Below are 16,955 nucleotides of genomic sequence, written 5' to 3' on the forward strand. Positions count from 1 at the left end.
GTCCGTCAACGGCTCCCCGGCTCAGCTGCGCTTGACGCGGTAGACAGCAAGACTACCACGCCAGTTCGCTCCCCATCGAATCGGCTGGCCTTCGTGCAGCACGATGCGGTCGAGGATTGTGACGCCGACTTCCGGCGCGAGCGCCTCGAAATCCTTGATCGTCAGCACCCGCACGTTCGGCGTGTTGTGCCACTGGTACGGCAGCGACTTCGACACCGGCATCCGGCCGCGCAGCACCGACAGCCGGTGCGCCCAGTAGCCGAAGTTCGGGAACGACACGATGCACTCGCGCCCGACCCGCGCGGTTTCGCGCAGGATCGCGGCCGTCTGGTGGATCGTCTGCAGCGTTTGCGACAGGATCGCGAAATCGAAGCTGTGGTCCTCGAACAGGCGCAGGCCGTCCTCGAGGTTCTGCTGGATCACGTTGATCCCGTTCTTCGTGCTCGCGAGCACGCCTGCGTCGTTCAGTTCGATCCCGTAGCCGGACACGTCCAGCTCTTCCGACAGCAGCGACAGCAGCGAGCCGTCGCCGCAGCCGAGGTCGAGCACGGTTGCGCGCGGTTCGACCCAGCGGGCGATCGCGCGAAAGTCCGCGCGTGCGGACAGGGAATTCAGCGCTTGCTGGTTCATGCACCCACCTCGATGGCGATTCGTTCGTAATACGCGCGGAGCAGGTTGTGATAGCGCGCGTCGTCGAGCAGGAACGCGTCGTGGCCGTGCGGCGCGTCGATCTCCGCGTAGCTGACCGTGCGCTTGTTGTCGAGCAGTGCCTTCACGATCTCGCGGGAACGCGCCGGCGCGAAACGCCAGTCGGTCGAGAAGCTCGCGATCAGGTATTTCGCCTGCGTGCGCGCGAGTGCGGCGCTCAGGTTGCCGTCGAACGCCTTGGCCGGATCGAAGTAGTCGAGCGCACGCGTAATCAGCAGGTACGTGTTCGCGTCGAAGTAGTCGGCGAACTTGTCGCCCTGGTAGCGCAGGTATGACTCGACCTCGAACTCGACGTCGAAGCTGAAGTTGTACGCGTCGAGCGCGCCGTCCGCGCGGCGCAGCGCACGGCCGAATTTCTCGGCCATGTCGTCGTCGGACAGGTACGTGATGTGGCCGATCATCCGCGCGACGCGCAGGCCGCGCTTCGGTTTCACGCCGTGCGCGTAGTAGTCGCCGCCGTGGAAATCGGGATCGGACAGGATCGCCGAGCGCGCGACCTCGTTGAACGCGATGTTCTGCGCGGACAGCTTCGGTGTGGACGCGATGTCGATGCAGTGCGCGACGCGCTCCGGATACATCAGGCTCCACGCGAGCGCCTGCATTCCGCCGAGGCTGCCGCCCATCACCGCGGCGAAACGCTCGATGCCGAACGCGTCGGCGACACGCGCCTGCGCGTGCACCCAGTCCTCGACGGTGACGACCGGAAAACGCGCGCCGTACGGCTTGCCCGTTGACGGGTCGGCGCTCATCGGGCCGGTCGAGCCGAAGCACGAGCCGAGGTTGTTCACGCCGATCACGAAGAAGCGGTTGGTGTCGAGCGGTTTGCCGGGGCCGACCATGTTGTCCCACCAGCCGGTGCTGCGCGGATCGTCCGCGTAGATGCCGGCGACGTGGTGCGATGCGTTGAGCGCGTGGCAGACGAGCACCGCGTTCGAGCGCGCGGCGTTGAGCTCGCCGTACGTCTCGACGACGAGCTGATAGTTGCCGATCACGCTGCCGCTTTGCAAGCGCAGCGGTTCGGCGAAGTGCATGGTCTGTGGAGCGACGATGCCGATCGATTCCATTCGTTCCGCCTTATGACTGGGCAGCTAAATGGTGTCGGCGATGCGCGGAGTCGGAGATGCGCGGCTGACGACCTCTTTAGCCGCATTTGTAGTGAACCCGCCGGGACAAAGACATATCAAGGCCCCGGCCGGTTCGCGCGCCCGCAATCGAGTCAGCAAATCGGCGCGCTTCCGACCTGCCGCCAAGGAGGCGGCAGTCGGAGGAGTATAGCGGAATTCCGCAGGGTGCGGATTTCACGCCCCGCCGGCGGTCGGTGCGGCTTACCAGCGATATTTTGCCGAGAGTTGCCCCCGGACGACCGAATAGTCGGACAGATTGCCTTCCACGCCGAGGCTCGCCGAAATCGAGAATTGCCGGCTCAACTGCCCGGTCGCGCCGATCCGGACGGCAACCCGGTCGCGCGGCACGCTGAACGAGAACGCATTGCGATCGAGCATCAGCGAGCGCGAGCCGGGGCCGTGCCACCAGTTTGCTTCGATGAACGGCCGAAGTTCGCGTCCATGCGGCATCGCGGTTATGCCATGCACACGCACGCCCAGGCGGGTGAGCACGTCGGTGGAGCCCTGGCCGTCGACACGGCCGCCGGCCGTGCCGTGTGCATCCGCGCGATAGTCGGATACGACGAGCTGCGCTTCGGGCTCGACGAAGAATCGTGTGTCGCCGCGTTCATAGAACCCGAACGAATAGCCGGTTTCCAGCGAGCCCGTGACGGTGCGTGACCGGTACGAATCGGCTGCGAGGCTGCCGCCGACGCTGTTCGCATAGGCACCGTACATGAACCATGCGTCGACATAGGGGCCGGTCAGGATGTCGCGGTTGCCGTACCACGTGCCATACAGCCCGACGTTGTAGCCGGAGACGCTGCCGCGAGCGGTGGCGTTCATCACGCGGTGCTCGATCGCGTTCCACAGGGGGCGCGTCGACCAGTTCGTCTGACTGCCGTACATGCCCATCGCGCCGGCGCGGATACTGCCGCCGCGACCGTCGTCGAAGCGGAGCAGGTCGGCGCCCGCATGAATCAGGCGGCCGTTGCCCGACACGCTGCGGTTGCTGCCCGACATCGACGTCATCTGGCCCTCGGCGCGCAGCCAGACCGCGCCGTCGAGCGGGCCGGCTGCTTCGGTGCGCAGCGAGCGATCGTCGCGCTGATGCAGCGTGTGGATTGCCATCGTCGACGCCGCATCGGCGTTCGCGAGATACGCATCCGGCTCCGGGGCGGCAGTGCGAGGGGGCGGATTGATTTCCGGGCTGATCGGCGGATCGGGATCGACGGGGCCGGGTGGCTGCGGCGGTTCCGGCGGAACGGGTTTTGCCGCGGAGACGAGATACCAGTCGTCCTCGCGGCCGCCCTGGCCGCCGCGCTTGAGCATGTAGTCGTAGCCGCCGGCAGACAATGTGCCGAAGCCTTGCCGGTAGCCGTCCGATGCTGCATCGAGCGTGAAGGCCGACGCGTCGGTCGTGCCGCCATTGCGCGTTTCGACGATCGGGATGCCGACGGTCGTTGGCGCGCCGTCGCCACCCGAACGCTTGACGACGATGCCGGTGTCGCCCGACGCGTGGCCGCCGTCGATCACGAGGCGGTCGGTGGGCGACGCGTCGTCCTGCAGCGTCGTATGGAGAACCAGCCGGCCGTTGCGGGCCGCATAGTCGCCCGTCACGACGAGTGTGCGCTGTGTCGGCGTGCCACGGGCCGCGGGTGCGGCGAACGCGATCGTCGAATCGTTCAGCGCGACGGAGCCGACCGTCGAATCGGCGGTGACGGTCCAGCGGCTGTTCGTGTCCAGCGACAGCGAGCGGACCACGTCGGTCGCGCCGGTCCACGCGGACGCATTGGCGAGCGTGACGTTCGTCACGGCATCCGTCGGGCTGCCGTCGTCGGTCGGCTGGTTGATGATGTCGCCGTCGGCACGGGAACCGGTGTCGAGCGTCAGGAGCACGGGTGCGCCTGACGCCGCATGGACGGATAGCAGCGTGCCGTTGCCGCCGATGGCGCGGGTGCCGTTCTTCAGTGAGATGATCGCGTCGGATGCGTCGATCGCGCCGTGGCGTTCGCTGACCAGCGAGCCGTCATCGATCGTCAGCGTGCCGCCGTAGACGGCCGCTGCATGGGCGCCGTCGCCGGTTGCGCGCGCGCTGGTCCGCACGAGGTCGATCGTGCCGCCGACGCTCGAATAAAGCGCGACGGCTTCCTTGCCGTGGGTTTCGACGCTTGTATCGACGAGCGATGCGACGGAGTCCGTACCGGCCGACATCACGCCGCGCGCGCGTTCGCCGCTCGTCGTGATGCCGCCGCGCGTCATCGAGATCTTGCCGCCGAGGCGGGCGATCGCGCCGATCGCGCGCGTGCCGGTGGTGGTCACGAACGTATCGGTTGCATCGACGGCCGGCGTATCGGTGTACTCCTTCGATGCATAAAGCCCGTGCGCGCTGTTGCCGTGCGTGATGACGCGCGTGCGCGCGAGCTCGACGCTGCCCTCGCGCGTGTCCACGCCGAGCGCGTAGTCGCCGGCGGTTTCCAGGTGCGAGTCGCTGAATGCAACTGTGGAAGCGCTCGGTAGATACAGCACCGACGCATAGTCGCCATCCGTACGGATATCGGTGCGGGTCAGTGTTGCCCGGACGCCGCCGTAACTGATGGACAGGCCGACGCCGAACAGGCCGCTGGTACGGATCAGCGTGTCGGACACGTCGATGGTGCCGCCCGGCGCCAGGATCGCCGTGATGCCATGCGCTTCCTTGCCGCGCGTCACGATCACGCTGTCGGACAGCGTGAGGCGCGCATTGTCGCCGTCGACGGACGCGCCATGCGAATAGTCGCCGTCGGTATCGATGGACACGCGCTCCGCGGATGCGTTACCGCCGTTACGAAGGTCGATGCCGGCGCTGGAGCTGCCGCGGGTCCGGATTTCGGTATCGCGGAGGACGACGCGCGACTGGCTGCCCCACGCGGCGGCACCCGCCGCGCCGTTGCCGGTCGAAAAGACGCGGGTCCGGCTGTTGGTCGTCAGGATGCCGCCGTTGATTGCGGACAGCACGGCTTCGCCGGACTTGTGCGTCGAATATTCACCCGGCGCAACTTCGAGTTCGATGCCGTCGGCTCGTTGCGGGCCGCCGCCCGTGACTTGTGCGGTTGACGGCGACGACATCGCCGCGCCAGCGAGCAGGGCCGAATGTGCGACATATAGTCGGACGCGCGCTCGGGACGAGAGGAAATAACTGCGGTTCACCGGATCACCTTTTTTGTCTTGAACAGGTGAAAAGTAGTTTTGTTGAGTGATTTTGGATATTGGACGAGTTCGAATTTTCGGAAGAGACCGACGGGCGGCATGGAGGACACGTGAGGCGCGATAGTGCTTCGGAACCGACTGTCTGAATGATTGCGGGCGTTGGGGTGTGTCTTTGACCCATTGCGAGTCACTCGGCGTGAGCGTTTCCGGCCTGGTTGGTAAGGGGATCCTGAAAGAGGCGAGGTGCAGTGCCGACTGGTCGAACGACAATGCCGTCGGCATGCGGATCGATGGCGCGTTGGTTCGCCGAAGATGCCGGGGAAGGGGCGCGCGCCCCCGCGCCCCTGTGACGATCCGGCGCACGGGACGCGCGCCGGCTCTCGGACTTTACTGATACATGATCGAGTACATCACCGAGGTGTTCACCGTGCCTTGGCCTGCCGGGCCGCCCGTCGCGACGTACTGAGCGTAATACGGCAGCTCTGCAGCGCCGTTCGACAGTGCGACCGTCTTCGAATTTTCATCGGCCTTGCCTACGCCGATGTTGCTCGTGTCGCCGTTGAGCAGGCCGACTTCGACATTCTTCGCGGTGCCCGTTGCGTTGAACAACTGGCCGGTGGTCGAGTTGACCGTGGTGCCCGGTTCGAAGTGCGTGTAGACGTTGCCGGTTGCCGGCGAGCAGTTCGTCAGGCCGATCTTGAACGGCGTGCGGCCGGCCGTCGAGCCGCCGCTGGCGAGCGACGACGTCGACACCTTCGGCAGTGCGACGGTGAAGTCCTTGCCGCCCGTGCCGTTGCCGTTGATCGTGCAGGTCTGCGTACCGATCTGGCCGTTGATGGTGATCGTGCCGTCGGTGGCGTGCGCCACGGTGGGCAGGGTTGCTGCGGCAACGACGGCGAGTGCTGCGATGCTGGAGAGTGCGAGCTTCATATCAAATCCTCTGGTACTGGTTGAGAAAAAAATGGACTTCGTCATCAGGTCGCTCACCTGCCATGACAGGTCGTACGAACAACATCCGACTTGGTCCGAAAGCCAACCTTCCGATGCATCTATAAGGACTGCAAAATGGAAGGTCGTTCGACCATCGATCGGGCGATGGCCGTCAGTGAGTATCGGTCGCTCCGCGCTACCCGGCGACCGGTACTACCGAATTACTGTGCCGTTCGGCGTGCTGCGACTACTGGTAACTCATCGTGAATGTAGCGACCCCCTTCACCGTTCCACTGGACACCTTGCCGGTCGCGATATATTGCGCGGTCAGCGGAATGTTGCTAAGCGTTGCGGACGGGCCGACATACCATTGATTCGTGTTGCCGATGGCGGCCGAATCCGGACCGTAGCCGACGGGCTGTCCATTTCTCAAAATGCGCAGCTTCACGCCTTGCGCCGACGAATCCGGCGTGAGCGTCAGTTGATTTCCCGTATTGCCCTGGTTCGTCAAATCAGTCAGCGTCACGTAGACGTTCGATCCGGACTTGCAATTCAATCCGATGTTGAATCCGGTATCGCCCGCGGTCATGCCCACTGTACCGAGCTTGCTCGCGGCCACCGGTGGCAATGGAAACCTGATATCCGGCGTGGTGACGGTGCAGGTCTTCGGCATGATGACCAGCTTTCCTTTGCCGGCTTCATTCCAATAGATCTGATACTTGTATCCGTACGTGGGACGAGCCCGGTTCTGTGCGCCTATCTGCCATATGCCGACGGTGCCGTTGGGGATGACCGCGTTGTATATGCGATCGCTGGCCTTGATCAGTTCGATCTTGATTCGGTATCGGCCTTCAATCGGTTTCGTTGTTGTATGAGGCGGTGCCCAATCCTGCGTTGCGCCGTTATAGACCATCATGACCTCTCCGGTCTCGAGATTGGTGAAGCGCAGCCCCAGGGATTCCGGCGCGGGCAAGCTGGTCAGAACATACGAAACGCCGGGAATGCCGGTGGGCCGCTGATTGTTCATGAAGTAAAACGAATATCCATAGGGCGAAGTAGTATTCGCGTCGCATCGATATGGCATCGTCAGGGTCGTTGTCGCCAAAACCGTGCCGTCAGGTACGTCGCTCGGGACAAGGACAGTGCCGAAAGAGAAGCTGCGCTGATAATCGGCACCAGTTTCGTCGTTATAGCATCTTGGAATTTGCGCTTGACTGGCGACTGAATACATCGAGCCAGCGATACAGAGCGTGGTAATCAGCAGATACTTGAGCATGGTCTTTCCGTTTTGCATTGGGTGACATTCCGCCTGGACAGGCATTCGGGGAATGCCGAGTTTCCTAGTGCGAACCGTTGCCGGGAGGAAGCTTCGCGCCAACGGTATCGATCGAATCATCGGTCTCTTCCCGTGCATCGGTTGCGGCGGCGTTATGCGACGCTGCAGCGTTGTCGCATGTCGATTCGACACGTGTGTACACGTCGCTCTTGCTGTGCTTGACAGGCAGTTGGTAACTGAAGGAGCAGACTTCGGTCTTGCGATTGCCCCATTTCGCCGTCAGGGTGCCGGTGTCGCTCAGGCCGCGGGCGAACAACTTGCCGCCCTGTCCCGCCATCCCGATGGTCTTGCCGCCTGCGTCGATGACGGCGCTGCCGAACGGTACCGGCGAGCCATCAGGCTGGCGCATCGTCAGCAGGACCGCGCGACCGCTGACCGTCCCGAACTTGAGCTTCACGACCGAATTCGCACGTGGCGCGACCTGCTGGCTGGTCGTCAGCATTTCGACGTCGGTCGGGATGCCCTTCGGATCCAGTTCGACGGTGTTCATCTTGTACGGCGTCAGATACGGGAGCACCGCGTAGCCGCGCCCGTCAATCCGCACGTCCGTGCCGTTCGTGACTTGCGCGCCGACGGCGTCTTTCGCCTCGACGATCGCGGCGGTGTCGCCGAGATCGTTGGTGAGCGTGATGCCGCCCGCGTGACCGACGAATGCGCCCGATACGCCGGCGGACACGCTCGAGTAGCCGCTGCCGCCGGTCGCGCTGCCGGAGAACGTTGCGAACGGGCTGCGATACTGCGCATTGCCGCCGCCGGACGTCGCGCCGCCGCCGGAATTGACGTTGACGCCGTACGAGAACGCATTGGACTTTCCGACGGTGCCGGTCAGCGACGTCTGGGCGGTCGTGCCGCCCTGGCTGTTGCGTGCGACGCTCGCGCTCAGCGTCGGTGCATACGAGCGTCGGCCGAGCGGAACCGTTACGTTCGCGTACACCTGGTTGCTCAGTTGGCCGGTGGAGCCGTCGCGTTGCCGCGAGACCGACAGGTTGTAGCTCAGGTTGAGGCCGGCGACGCGCAGGCTGTTGTTGTAGCCAAGCTGGAACTGCGTCGTCGTGCCGGGGTGATTCCAGTAGTTGACCGTCGAGCCCACCGCGAACAGGCTGCCGCGCTTTTCGCCGAGCGTCTGATTGAGCGTCAGCTGGACCTGGTTGCGTTGCCGGTAGACGCTGTTTGTATCGTTGCCCTTGGCCGCGAGCTCGCGGGCATACATCGCGTCGCGCATGGTCCAGTAGCCGCGCGACGAGTAACGATACGCGGCGACCGCGACGTTCGTGCCGGTCGCCTCGACGGACTTGCTGTAGCTGACGCGAACGCTTTGCCCGGTCGTTGCGGAGGCGCCCGGAATACGCGCGCTCGCATGCGTGACGTCGGTGGCGAACGCGCCGAACGACGTATTGAGTGCCGCACCGACCAGCCCGGCCAGGTAGTTCTCCGCGACGATCGCGCCGACGTAGCCCGTTATCAGGTTGTTGATGCCGCGCTGATAAGTGGCCTGCGCGAAATTCGGATGGCGTTCGAGCTGCGGCTCGCGCAACTGCCCGAGCGCGACGCCGAACCGCGAGATGCCCGGACGCAGCGATTGCACGACGGCCGCATACGGCACCGTGAAGCTGTGCGTCTTGCCGTCGGCCTCGGTGACCGTGACGAGCAGGTTGCCGCCGTAGCCGGTTGCGTACAGGTCGTTGATCTCGAACGGCCCCGGCGCGACGTTGGTTTCGTACAGCACCGCGCCGTTCTGCGAAACCGAGACGTGCGCGTTGCTCGTTGCGATGCCGCGGACCACGGGTGCGTAACCGCGCATCGAATCGGGCAGCATCCGGTCGTCCGTCTCGAGCGTGACGCCGCGCATGCCCACGCTGTCGAACAGCGTGCCGTCGGTGTAGGTCTCGCCGATCTTCAACTGGCTGCGCCAAGCCGGCAGGTCGCGTTGAACGTACGTGTTGAGGCTTTGGTAGCGGTTGTCGCCCTGCGTTTGTGCGGTGTAGGTGCCGTTGTGCCGGAAATGCCAGTTCGCGACGTTGACGCCGGCATTCAACCCGACGTATCCCTGCATGCTTTCGTATCCCGACGACGTGTTGCGGAACACGTTGGCGTTGTACTTGAGCGTCGCGCTCGTCACGCCGCTGTCCCACAGTTCCGGACTCACGTAGCCGCGCGGATTGCGCAGCAACGCGGCCTGCGGAATGCTCACGTTCAGCCGCAGCTCGGACATGTCGAATTCGACCGTCGCGCCGCCCACCAGTTTGTCGACAGTTGTGCATTCGCCGGCCTGCACGCGCGCCAGCTCGGCACGCGCGACGTCGGTCAGCGCCTGGTCGTCGAGGTTGAGGCGGCTCACGAGCGTGCGATCGAAGCACGGCGTCGCGTCGGTCGCGCCTGCCGTTGCGTCGAAGCGCACCGTCGAGCGGCCGGTCCACGTTTCGTTGACGTAGAGGTCGACCAGGTAGTCGCCGGCAGGCACCGGATTGCCTTTCGCGAAGCGATCGAGGTCGAGCCGCTGGCCGCGCGGTTTCATCATCAACGTATCGTTGAACTGAACCTGCGCGACGTCGAAACGGCCCGCCGAGGCGGCCGTCGTGTCGGCAGCCTGCGCACCGGCCGCCCAGCCGCCGAGCGTCGCCATGACGAGCAGATAGCTCGGCTTGAGCGCAAAACGTGCGGTGGCTTCCAGCGGTTGATTTTGATGATTCGCTCGCATGAATTCGATAAATTAATGCCGCATCGTCATATTGCGAGCGACAGTCTGCTAGCGCCGGCGCGATTGAGCGCCGTCGATCAGCGACGGATTGAGTCAGGAATGCCTGGGTGGCGTCAGTGCGCTTTCTTCGGTGCGTAGCTGCCTTCGATGCCCGCGCCGTAGTCGTTGAGGAACGTGTAATCGACCTCGATCGGTGCGCCCGGCATCGATTGCACGTTGCCGACGTCGAACTGCTCGGTCGCGCCAGGCTTGACCATGCCGCCTTTGTCGTCGGTCCAGGTCGTGCCGCCGGACTTGACGGTGAGCTTGGTGAACGTCACGTGGTAAGGCGTGGGGTTCTTCGCCTGCAGCGCATAGCCACCACCGGCTTTCGGTGCGAAATTCCAGGTCACCTTTTCCGCGGACTCGTCGGCGATGCCTTGCAGCGCGGCCGGGCGGAAGAACAGCTTGATGCGCGAGCGGAACGCGAGTTGCAGCAGGTTCGGCGTATTGGCGTCGTCCGCGGCCTGCGGCGGGACGTCGAGCACGTTGAGCCAATACAGCGTTTCCTTGTCCTGTGCGAGCGGTTCCTGCGTGTAGATCAGTCGCAGGCTCTGGCCTTTCTTCGGATCCAGGCGGAACAACGGCGGTGTCAGCATGAACGGCACTTTCGATTCGTCGGGCAGCGCGTTCGCGTTGCCGTCGTCGATCCAGGCCTGCACGAGCGACGGACGATCGCCTTCGTTGGTCAGCTTGACCGTTACCTCGCGCTCCTTTTCCGGATAGACCACGCGCGTTCCGCCGATCACGACGCTTGCGTCCGCCGTACCCATGCCGGAAAGCGACGCGACCAGCGCTGCGGCGCCCACGCTCAAGCGCCAGTTCATTGGCATACCCATCGCCGAGTTCTCCTTACAGATGATCATATTTACAGTTGGTCCGGTGCGGCCCGCTCACCGCTGCAGCTTTGCGGTGCACGGGCCGCCGGTCGGGGGACCGGGTTACTGGTACGAGACTGAGTACATGACCGACGTACCGACCGTGCCTGCGGTGGAGGCGCCGCCGGTCGCGACGTATTGCGCGTAGTAGTCGAGGGTTGCCGCGCCGCCCGAGATCGGCACGGTTTGCGAGTTCTGCTGTGCCTGGGCTGCGCCGAGCTTGATGTTCGAGCCGTCCTTGTTCAGCAGGCCGACCTCGACGTTCTTCGCGTTACCCGTCGAGTTGAACAGCTGGCCGGTTTGCGCGTTGACCGTCGTGCCTGGTTCGAAGTACACCGACGCATTGCCCGAGTTCGGCGAGCAGTTGGACAGTGCGATACGGAACGGTTTGCGGCCGGCCGTTGAGCCCGGCACGGAGAGCGCCGACGTCGACACGGTGGGCAGCGTGACGGTGAAATCCTTGCCGCCGCCGTCGCCCGAGATGTTGCAGGTTTGGGCGGTGATTTCGCCGGTGATCGTGATCGTGCCGTCAGCTGCCTGAGCCGACGAGGCAGCGGCGAGGAGACCTGCTGTCGCCATCAGAATGGAAAGTGCTTTTTTGGACATTTACGTACCTATTAGTAAGGGCCTCGCGTCGAAAGACGACGCACGGACGTTTCCATCGCGCTGTCGCGCATCGCTGCTACGGGGCGGCAGCAGCTGCGGGAAACAGGTGATATTGTTCCCGAGTAAGCCATTCGAAAGAATGGGACAATCTCTAAGTCGACTGGCTTTCACGTAGGTCGAGTACTAAATTTCTTTTAAGAATCGTCAGGGGACGTGACTCGCATGCCGCACACACGTGCCGAGACGTCGACGTTGCGGGGGCGCTGCAAGGATCGAGAGGCTGTCTGGTGGATGCAGCGCGCTTCGGCGCCGGTTCAGGTAGGAATGTATTAAGGATGGCGAATTAATGACGGCGTGCTCGGGATATGAGCCCCGCGCCGATTCCGGCTGTCAGTACCGCGAGCGTGGACAGGCGAGGCCATGCCATGTGCCACGGCTAGCGCGGATTCGGCGCCTGGGCGTCGACGCGTGTGACCAAGCGTGTGCGACGCTCGATGGCGCGCACGTCGGCGTCTCGAGCGTTACTGCAGGATCAACCGCAAATGCGCATCGGCCTGCTCGCCGGGCGGCTTCTGGAACCCGCCCTTCGCGAAACGGTGCCACCGGCCGATCACGTAGCTGACGAGCAGGCTCGCGCGGGCGGCGGGATCGTAGTCGGCCGGTAGCGAGAACGGTGCGGCGCCGTCCTGCGGCGCGCTGGCTTCCGTGCGCGCGACCCGCAGGCATTGCTTGACGGTCGCCTCGATCCGGTCGAGCAGCTGGTTCACGCGTTCGGTGAGCCGCTCGTCCTCGCCGACCAGTGCCTCGCCGGTCAGCACGCGCGTCATCCCGGGGTTCTTCGCGGCGAAATTGAGCATCGTCAACGCGATCGTGCGCGCCTGCAGTACGCCGTTCGGCTCCTTCGCGACGATCTGGTTGACGAGTCCGAACAGCGCCTGCTCGATGAACTCGATCAGCCCTTCGTACATCTTCGCCTTGCTGGCGAAATGCCGGTAGAGCGCTGCTTCCGACACGTCGAGCCGGGCCGCGAGCGCGGCGGTCGTGATTTTCTCGGGCTTGGGCGCCTCGAGCATCGCGGCGAGTGTCTGCAGGATCATCACGCGCCGCTCGCCCGGTTTCGGGCGCGGGCGGGACGGTGTGGCCTGGTCTTCCGTTACGGCTTGGTCCTGCGGGTAAGTCGGCTGCATTTCTGTCGCCCCGATCGTGTGCCCAGTCGCAGCGATTTTAACGAACGAATGCGCTGGTCGACATAATGCGGACGGCCGATGTTCGGCAAATGACCCGGCAGGTGGCCGGTGATCCATACGGTGCCGATGCCGAGGCGCTTGTAGCGCTTCAGGTGGCTGCGGGTATCTTCGACGAGGATCGCGTCGGCCAGCCGCGCGTGCGCGGCGCGCAGCGTCCGGCGCAGCATCGTGTGGTCGGGCTTCGCGCGCCATGTGCGCCGGTCGCGCATGTGCTCGATCGCGATCACGCGCTCGAACAGCCGCTCGATGCGCAGCTCGCGCAGGACCGCACGCGCGTAATTCTCCGGCGCGTTGGTCAGCACGAACTTGCGCCCCGGCAGCGCGGCGACGATGCGCGCGAGGCCGCGCTCGGCGCGCAGCATCGCCGGCAAATCGGAAAACGTGTGGACGACCCGCAGGAAGTCGTTCGGATCGATCGGATGATGGCGCGCGAGGCCGAGGAGCGCGGCGCCGTAACGCTGCGTGTAGCCGGTGCGCAGCCGGTCGGCCTCGGCACGCTCGACGTGGAGCGCGTCGATGATGTACTGCGTCATCGCGCGGTTGATCTCCGGAAAGATCGCGTGCGATGCGTGGTGCAGCGTGTTGTCGAGATCGAACAGCCAGACGGGCGCGCCGGCACGCGGCCGGCTGCGGGAGATGCGCCGGCGTCGCAGCGACGCTGGCAAGTCGGGGCGAGTGGGCGGGCGGCGCGCGCTCAATGCGAGCGGATCATCGTGCCGAACGGCTGCTCGGTCAGGATTTCCAGCAGCACCGAGTGCTCGATCCGGCCGTCGACGATGTGCACCGACTTCACGCCGCTCTTCGCGGCGTCGAGCGCCGACGAGATCTTCGGCAGCATGCCGCCCGAGATCGTGCCGTCTTCGAACAGCGCGTCGATCTCGCGTGCGGACAGGTCGGTCAGCAGGTTGCCGTCCTTGTCCATCACGCCGGGGATGTTGGTCATCATCAGCAGCTTTTCGGCGTTCAGCACCGTGGCGAGCTTGCCCGCGACGAGGTCCGCGTTGATGTTGTACGACAGGCCATCCGCGCCGAAGCCGATCGGCGAGATCACCGGGATGAACGCGTCGTCCTGCAGCGCCTTCACGACCGCCGGGTTGATCGCTTCGACTTCGCCGACCTGGCCGATGTCGATGTACTGGCCCGGGTTGTCGCGGTCCGGCATCAGCAGCTTGCGCGCGTGGATCAGGCCGCCGTCCTTGCCCGTCAGGCCCACCGCATGGCCGCCGAAGTGGTTGATCAGCATCACGATGTCCTGCTGCACTTCGCCGCCGAGCACCCATTCGACGACTTCCATCGTCTCTTCGTCGGTCACGCGCATGCCCTGGATGAAGGTGCCGGCCTTGCCGATCTTCTTCAGCGCGTGATCGATCTGCGGACCGCCGCCGTGGACGATCACCGGATTGATGCCGACCAGTTTCAGCAGGATCACGTCGCGCGCGAAGCCCTGCTTGAGCCGCTCTTCCGTCATCGCGTTGCCGCCGTATTTGATCACCACGGTCTTGCCGTGGTATCGGCGGATGTACGGCAGCGCCTCGGCGAGGATTTCTGCCTTCAGCGTGGGGGCGATCTGCGAGAGGTCGATGGGCTCGGACATGGCGGCGGCTCTGGCTGGGAACGGTTGAAACAGGGCGAATTGTACAGGAGTGGCGCAGCGCAGCATCGGGTTTTTGGGCTGGCCGGACGGCAGATCGTGCGGGGCGGGCGGCCCGCCGGCTATGGCGCGGGGCCCTGCGGCAGTGGTCCGGGCGGGGCGGCGAGCGGCGCATCCGGCGGTGCCGGCGGCACGCCTTGGCCGGACGGCCGACGTGCAAAATCCGTCCGCCGCGCTATGCTTGTCGCGTAGGGTGACGTTCATGCCCGCTTCCGCGCTTGCCCCATGACCGATTCCGCCGCCGACGCCCGTTCGACCCCGCGCCGCGCGCGCTGCCCGCACTGCGGGCGCAGCTTCGACTGCGGCGTCCGCACGCAGCCGTTCGACTGCTGGTGCACGTCGATGCCGGCCCTGCCTGGCGACGCGCCGCCAGCGGCCGGCGCGCGCTGCCGCTGCCCCGAGTGCCTCGCCGATGAGATCGCGCAGCGCATGGCCGGTGCGGCCGGCTGACGGCGCGAGCCCGTGCAACCCGACGAGACGCCGGCTTGCCCGGCTGTCGGGCGAGTATCCGATCCGGCCCCGTAGAGGCGCCGGGTGCTAAACGGGTAAACTGCTCGGATGCAACGAATCACCACCACCGGGCGCGTCAACCTGAGCCACCTGTTCTGGCTGCGCAATCTCGCGATCATCGGCCAGCTCGTGACGATCGGCGTCGTGCAGACCTATTTCGGCGTGCATCTGCCGTTGCCGGCGATGCTGATGGTCATCGCGCTCGAAATCGTTTTCAACGCGCTGACCTGGGTGCGCGTGCTGCGCGCGCGGCCCGAGACCAATTTCGAGCTGCTCGGCCAGCTGTGGGTCGACCTCGGCGCGCTGTCGGCGCTGCTGTTCCTGTCGGGCGGCACGACCAACCCGTTCGTGTCGCTGTACCTGCCGTCGCTCGCGATCGCGGCGGCCGTGCTGCCGTGGCACCTGATGATCTGGCTCGCGGCGTTCGCCGTCGCGTGCTACGCGGCGCTCGGCTTCGATTCGGTGCCGCTCAACATGGACAACCCGGCGAACCTGTTCGACTACTACCGCACCGGGATGTGGGCGAACTTCATGGTCAGCGTCGGGCTGATCGCATGGTTCGTCGCGCGCATGTCGAACGCGCTGCGCCAGCGCGATTCGGCGCTCGGCGAAGCGCAGGCGCACCTGCTGCGCGACGAGCGGGCGGTCGCGCTCGGCGTGCAGGCTGCTACCGTCGCGCACGAGATGGGCACGCCGCTGTCGACGATCGCGATGCTCGCGGAGGAGTTGCGCGACGCGGCACGCGCCGATCCGGGGCTGGCGCGCTACGAGGCCGACCTGAAGGTGCTGGAAGAACAGATGACGCTCTGCACATCGGCGCTCGCGCGCCTGCGCAGCCGCGCGAGCGCGCCGGCGAGCCGCCAGCCGGTGGACGACTGGCTCGACACGTTCGTCGAGCACTGGCGCCTGCGGCATCCGCACGTGCAGTTCGAGCTGCTCGGCGCGCGCCCGTCGGGCGTCGCGCTCGACGATACGGTCGCGGCCGGCCAGATCCTGACGATCCTGCTCGACAACGCCGCACGGGCGAGCCCGCACCGCGTGACGCTGGCCGCGAAGCTCGCGCACAACGAGCGGGCGGGCGACCAGATCGAATTCGAAGTATGCGACGACGGCCCGGGAATTCCGGCCGCGTTGCGCGAATCGCTCGGCGCGATGCCGGTCGACAGCACGCAGGGCGGGCACGGGGTCGGCCTGTACCTTGCGTTCAGCGCGGCAGTGCGCCTCGGCGGCGAGATCGAGCTGTCCGATGTCACGCCGCGCGCGGCGATCGGCAACGGTCGCGCCGGTGGCGGAGCGAACGGTCACGCCGCTGCCGCGTCGGGCCGGCGCACGACCGAACGAGCGGCAGCCGCGCCGGACAGCCGCCCGGCCGGCGCTTCCGGCCGCGGCACGCGGGCGGTGCTGCGCCTGCCGGTGGCGCGCATCGCGGCGCCGGCCGCCTCAACCAACACGTAGACGGAGAAACCACATGAGCGAGAACAATTTCCTGGTGATCGACGACAACGAGGTGTTCGCGGGCACGCTCGCGCGCGGCCTCGAGCGCCGCGGCTACGCGGTCCAGCAGGCGCACGACAAGGAGGGGGCGCTGCGGCTCGCGGCCGGCGGCAAGTTCCAGTTCATCACCGTCGACCTGCATCTCGGTGAGGATTCGGGCCTGAGCCTGATCGCGCCGCTGTGCGACCTGCAACCCGACGCGCGGATCCTCGTGCTGACGGGCTACGCGAGCATCGCGACCGCCGTGCAGGCCGTGAAGGAAGGCGCCGACAACTATCTCGCGAAGCCCGCGAACATCGAGTCGATCCTGGCCGCGCTGCAGACCAACGCGAGCGAAGTGCAGGCCGACGAGGCGCTCGAGAATCCGGTCGTGTTGTCGGTCGACCGGCTCGAATGGGAGCACATCCAGCGCGTGCTCGCGGAAAACAACAACAACATCTCGGCGACTGCGCGCGCGCTGAACATGCACCGCCGCACGCTGCAGCGCAAGCTCGCGAAGAAGCCGGTCCGGCAGTAAGCGGCGGCGCGGCATCGGCCGGCCGCACCAACGAAAACGGGCGGCCCGC

Annotated in this window: 14 protein-coding genes; 3 read left to right on the plus strand and 11 right to left on the minus strand. The window is 65.7% G+C overall.

Annotated elements, in window-relative coordinates; genetic code table 11:
* Positions 1-21: 21 nt before the first annotated feature.
* From metW to argB, 11 genes are all read right to left on the minus strand, one after another.
* Entirely contained in the window at positions 22-630 is a 609-nt protein-coding gene (gene metW / locus DIE15_RS15825; RefSeq protein ID WP_057924617.1) for a methionine biosynthesis protein MetW, read from the minus strand.
* Positions 627-1,772: a homoserine O-acetyltransferase gene (locus DIE15_RS15830; RefSeq protein WP_057924616.1), complete on the minus strand. Its 1,146-nt coding sequence runs from the start codon at positions 1,770-1,772 to the stop codon at positions 627-629. Before DIE15_RS15830 ends, metW begins: the two co-directional genes overlap by 4 nt.
* A 261-nt stretch (positions 1,773-2,033) precedes the next feature.
* Positions 2,034-4,919 carry an autotransporter outer membrane beta-barrel domain-containing protein gene (locus DIE15_RS15840; protein WP_124833760.1) on the minus strand — a complete coding sequence of 962 codons (2,886 nt, stop codon included), beginning with the start codon at positions 4,917-4,919 and terminating at the stop codon, positions 2,034-2,036.
* Between the two features lie 468 nt (positions 4,920-5,387).
* A complete protein-coding gene (locus tag DIE15_RS15845; RefSeq protein WP_057924614.1) occupies positions 5,388-5,930 on the minus strand; it encodes a fimbrial protein in 543 nt (180 codons plus the stop codon).
* 247 nt (positions 5,931-6,177) lie between these two features.
* The gene (locus DIE15_RS15850) at positions 6,178-7,206 is read right to left on the minus strand and encodes a fimbrial protein (protein ID WP_175825866.1); all 1,029 of its coding nucleotides are present in this window, start codon (positions 7,204-7,206) and stop codon (positions 6,178-6,180) included.
* A 64-nt stretch (positions 7,207-7,270) separates the two neighbouring features.
* Positions 7,271-9,964: a fimbria/pilus outer membrane usher protein gene (locus DIE15_RS15855; RefSeq protein ID WP_124833762.1), complete on the minus strand. Its 2,694-nt coding sequence runs from the start codon at positions 9,962-9,964 to the stop codon at positions 7,271-7,273.
* Between the two features lie 113 nt (positions 9,965-10,077).
* A complete protein-coding gene (locus tag DIE15_RS15860; RefSeq protein ID WP_082664573.1) occupies positions 10,078-10,842 on the minus strand; it encodes a molecular chaperone in 765 nt (254 codons plus the stop codon).
* A gap of 102 nt (positions 10,843-10,944) precedes the next feature.
* Complete coding sequence (locus DIE15_RS15865) at positions 10,945-11,487, minus strand: fimbrial protein (protein ID WP_057924611.1); 543 nt, start codon at positions 11,485-11,487, stop codon at positions 10,945-10,947.
* A 521-nt stretch (positions 11,488-12,008) separates the two neighbouring features.
* A complete protein-coding gene (slmA, locus tag DIE15_RS15870) occupies positions 12,009-12,674 on the minus strand; it encodes a nucleoid occlusion factor SlmA (protein WP_057924610.1) in 666 nt (221 codons plus the stop codon).
* Complete coding sequence (locus tag DIE15_RS15875) at positions 12,641-13,432, minus strand: pyrimidine 5'-nucleotidase (protein WP_057924609.1); 792 nt, start codon at positions 13,430-13,432, stop codon at positions 12,641-12,643. The genes slmA and DIE15_RS15875 overlap by 34 nt, the downstream gene beginning before the upstream one ends.
* Positions 13,429-14,328: an acetylglutamate kinase gene (gene argB / locus DIE15_RS15880; protein WP_057924608.1), complete on the minus strand. Its 900-nt coding sequence runs from the start codon at positions 14,326-14,328 to the stop codon at positions 13,429-13,431. Before argB ends, DIE15_RS15875 begins: the two co-directional genes overlap by 4 nt.
* Before the next feature lie 282 nt (positions 14,329-14,610).
* Here argB and DIE15_RS15885 point away from each other — a divergent pair, with 282 nt between their 5' ends.
* The 3 genes from DIE15_RS15885 (at position 14,611) to DIE15_RS15895 (ending at position 16,906) form a co-directional block, all read left to right on the plus strand.
* On the plus strand, positions 14,611-14,835 hold the full coding sequence (locus DIE15_RS15885) for a cysteine-rich CWC family protein (protein WP_057924607.1): 225 nt from the start codon (positions 14,611-14,613) through the stop codon (positions 14,833-14,835).
* Positions 14,836-14,943: 108 nt separating this feature from the next.
* Entirely contained in the window at positions 14,944-16,350 is a 1,407-nt protein-coding gene (locus DIE15_RS15890) for an ATP-binding protein (protein ID WP_057924606.1), read from the plus strand.
* 13 nt (positions 16,351-16,363) lie between these two features.
* Positions 16,364-16,906, plus strand: a complete 543-nt coding sequence (locus DIE15_RS15895; protein ID WP_057924605.1) for a response regulator transcription factor — start codon at positions 16,364-16,366, stop codon at positions 16,904-16,906.
* The last annotated feature ends 49 nt before the right edge of the window (positions 16,907-16,955 follow it).

It is taken from the genome of Burkholderia sp. Bp9031 (assembly GCF_003857965.1).
Taxonomy (GTDB): domain Bacteria; phylum Pseudomonadota; class Gammaproteobacteria; order Burkholderiales; family Burkholderiaceae; genus Burkholderia; species Burkholderia ambifaria_A.

Bases quoted from the DNA above. Each gene is read 5' to 3' on its own strand.
- DIE15_RS15840 (WP_124833760.1), bottom strand. From the start codon at position 4,919: ATGTCGTCGCCGTCAACCGCACAAGTCACGGGCGGCGGCCCGCAACGA.
- DIE15_RS15830 (WP_057924616.1), bottom strand. From the start codon at position 1,772: ATGGAATCGATCGGCATCGTCGCTCCACAGACCATGCACTTCGCCGAA.
- argB (WP_057924608.1), bottom strand. From the start codon at position 14,328: ATGTCCGAGCCCATCGACCTCTCGCAGATCGCCCCCACGCTGAAGGCA.
- DIE15_RS15855 (WP_124833762.1), bottom strand. From the start codon at position 9,964: ATGCGAGCGAATCATCAAAATCAACCGCTGGAAGCCACCGCACGTTTT.
- DIE15_RS15865 (WP_057924611.1), bottom strand. From the start codon at position 11,487: ATGTCCAAAAAAGCACTTTCCATTCTGATGGCGACAGCAGGTCTCCTC.
- DIE15_RS15895 (WP_057924605.1), top strand. From the start codon at position 16,364: ATGAGCGAGAACAATTTCCTGGTGATCGACGACAACGAGGTGTTCGCG.
- DIE15_RS15850 (WP_175825866.1), bottom strand. From the start codon at position 7,206: ATGCTCAAGTATCTGCTGATTACCACGCTCTGTATCGCTGGCTCGATG.
- DIE15_RS15845 (WP_057924614.1), bottom strand. From the start codon at position 5,930: ATGAAGCTCGCACTCTCCAGCATCGCAGCACTCGCCGTCGTTGCCGCA.
- DIE15_RS15890 (WP_057924606.1), top strand. From the start codon at position 14,944: ATGCAACGAATCACCACCACCGGGCGCGTCAACCTGAGCCACCTGTTC.
- metW (WP_057924617.1), bottom strand. From the start codon at position 630: ATGAACCAGCAAGCGCTGAATTCCCTGTCCGCACGCGCGGACTTTCGC.
- slmA (WP_057924610.1), bottom strand. From the start codon at position 12,674: ATGCAGCCGACTTACCCGCAGGACCAAGCCGTAACGGAAGACCAGGCC.
- DIE15_RS15885 (WP_057924607.1), top strand. From the start codon at position 14,611: ATGACCGATTCCGCCGCCGACGCCCGTTCGACCCCGCGCCGCGCGCGC.
- DIE15_RS15860 (WP_082664573.1), bottom strand. From the start codon at position 10,842: ATGGGTATGCCAATGAACTGGCGCTTGAGCGTGGGCGCCGCAGCGCTG.